Consider the following 2,578-nt stretch of genomic DNA (forward strand, 5'->3'; position numbering starts at 1 on the left):
CTCCTACCGCGTCGCGTCCCTCCATCACCAGGTCCCACAGGTCGCCTGGGGTGTTCGCGCCGCCGGGGAAGCGGCAGGCCATCCCGACGATCGCAATCGGCTCGTTCGCGCCGACCGCGGATGCCGTGCGGAGGGCGGTGGCCGGTCCACGAGTGGCAGGCGCCTGCCCGGCGCCGGCCAGTTCGGTGCGGATGTGGTCGGCGAGCGTGGTGGGGGTGGGGTAGTCGAACAGCAGCGTGGACGGCAGCCGCATCCCGGACGCCTTGTTGAGCGCGTTACGCAACTCCACCGAGCTGAGCGAATCGAAGCCCAGCTCCTTGAAGGACGTGGTGTCAGCGATGCTCTCGGGGGAGCTGTGTCCGAGGACGGTCGCGATGTGACCGCGCAGGAAGTCGAGCAGAATGCGCTGGTGCTCGGGCTCCGGGCGGTCGGCGAGCAACTGGCGCAGCTGGTCGCCGTCCTGGCCGGCGCGGGCGGCCTGGGCGGCGGCGCGGCGCGGGGCGCGGACGAGCCCCTGGAACATCGGCGTGTGCGTGGCCCGGGTTCGCAGGGCCGCGAGGTCGAACTTGGCCGGGATCACGACCGGATGGTCGGTGGTGAGGGCCGAGTCGAAGTGGGCGAGCCCGTGTGCCGCGGAAATCGGCAGGAGCCCGTTGCGGTTCATGCGGGCGCGGTCCTGCTCCTCCAGGGTGCCGGCCATACCGCCCGTGGCGTGTTCCCACAGTCCCCAGGCGAGGGAGTGCGCGGGCAGCCCCTGGGCGCGCCGGTGGTGGGCCAGGGCGTCGAGGAACGCGTTCGCGGCGGCGTAGTTGGCCTGCCCCGGGGCGCCGACGGTGCCGACCGCGGAGGAGAAGAGAACGAACGCGTCGAGGTCGGCGCCGCGCGTGAGCTGGTGCAGGTTCCACGCGGCGTCGGTCTTCGGACGCAGAACGTCGGTGAGGTGCTGAGGGTCGAGAGCGGCGGCGATGCCGTCGCGGAGTACACCGGCGCAGTGAACGACGGCGCCGAGGGGGCGCTCTTGCGGCAGGGAGGCGAGCAGAGACCCCAGTGAGGCACTGTCGGTGGCGTCGCAGGCGGCGATGGTGACGCTGGCACCGAGCGCGGCCAGGCCGGTGGCGATGCTGCGGGTGTGGGGCGTGGGTCCCTGCCGACTGGTGAGCAGCAGGTGCCTGACACCGTGCGCGCTGACCAGGTGGCGGGCGAGGAGGGTGCCCAGGGCGCCGGTGCCGCCGCTGATCAGCACCGTTTTCTCGGGATCGAACGCCGCAGGCTCGGCCGTCGAGGGCGGCTGGGTGCGGGTGAGGCGGGGGGTATGGAGCCGGCCGTCGCGGATGGCGAGTTGGGGTAGCGCGCCGGCCACCGCGGCGGGCAGGGCCTGTAGCGAGGTCTCGCTGTCGTCGAGGTCGATGAGGGTGAACCGGTCCGGGTGTTCCGCCTGGACGGAACGGATCAGCCCCCAGACCGCGGCGGCGGGCATGTCGACCCGTTCCTCATCGGCGCTGGTCGAGGCGGCGTGCCGGGTCAGGACGACCAGCCGCGAATCGTTCTCCTCATCCGCGACGATCGTCTGGACCAGCCGCAGCACGCCCTGCGTCAGCGCGTGCGTGGCCTGCACCGGGTCGGCGTCGTCCCGCGACACACACCACGTGACGAACGTCCCCGGGTCGGTCGAACCCTGCCCACTGGTACCGAGCGGCAGGTAGTCGGTGGGGAGCGCCGCGACGAGGTGTTCGTTCTCCGGGGCGGTGACGCCGACCCACGCGGTGTTGGTCGTGCCCGGGGCGATGTCCTTGGGTGCGGGGAGGGAGACCCAGTTGACCTCGTACAGCTCTCCGGTGTCGGCGGCGCGCGCGATGGCGAGCTGTTCCGGTGCGACTGCCCGCATGGCGATGGAGTCGATCGTCAGCACCGGCGCGCCCGTCGGATCGGTGATGGTCACGGACACCGTGTCCGGCGTGGTCCAGGTGAGGCGGACACGCAGAGAGCTGGCTCCAGTCGCGTGCAGGGACGCGCCGTTCCAGGCGAAGGGAATGCGGATGGAGTCCCGCGCCGCTTCGCGATCGGTGACCAGTGCGCCCGGCTGGATCGCGGAGTCGAGCAGTCCTGGGTGAATCCCGTAGGTGCCGGGGTCGGCGTCGGAGGGGAGGGACACCTCGGTCCAGATGGTGTCGCCGTCCTGCCACGCAGCGCGCAACCTGCGGAACTGCGGCCCGTAACCGAGGCCCGCGCTGGTGATGCGGGTGTAAAAATCCTCGATGTCGATGGGTTCCGCGGCCGCCGGCGGCCAGGTGCCGCCGGTGCGCATGGGGTCCGTATCCGGCGCGTCCGGGGCCCGGGTGGCGAGTGCTCCGGCGGCATGAAGGGTCCACTCGCCCTCGGCCGGGGAATCCTCGCTCCGGGAGTGGACCGTGAACGCACGTCGGCCTGACTCGTCCGCCGGTTCGATCAGGACGCGGAGTTGGAGTGCTCCGTGGTCGGGTACGGCGAGGAAGATGTGGTGGGTGAGTTCGTCGATCTGGTTGCAGCCGATGTGGTGGGCGGCGTGGAGGAGGAGGTCGACGAAGGCGACGCCGGGGAT

The 2,578-nt window shown here is 71.8% G+C and carries 1 protein-coding gene; it reads right to left on the bottom strand.

The features are described from left to right. Nucleotides 1-2,578 (bottom strand): type I polyketide synthase (locus tag STBA_RS38045; RefSeq protein WP_171987803.1); only part of this gene is annotated, 2,578 nt, incomplete at both ends.

Source organism: Streptomyces sp. MP131-18, assembly GCF_001984575.1.
Taxonomy (GTDB): Bacteria; Actinomycetota; Actinomycetes; order Streptomycetales; family Streptomycetaceae; genus Streptomyces; species Streptomyces johnsoniae.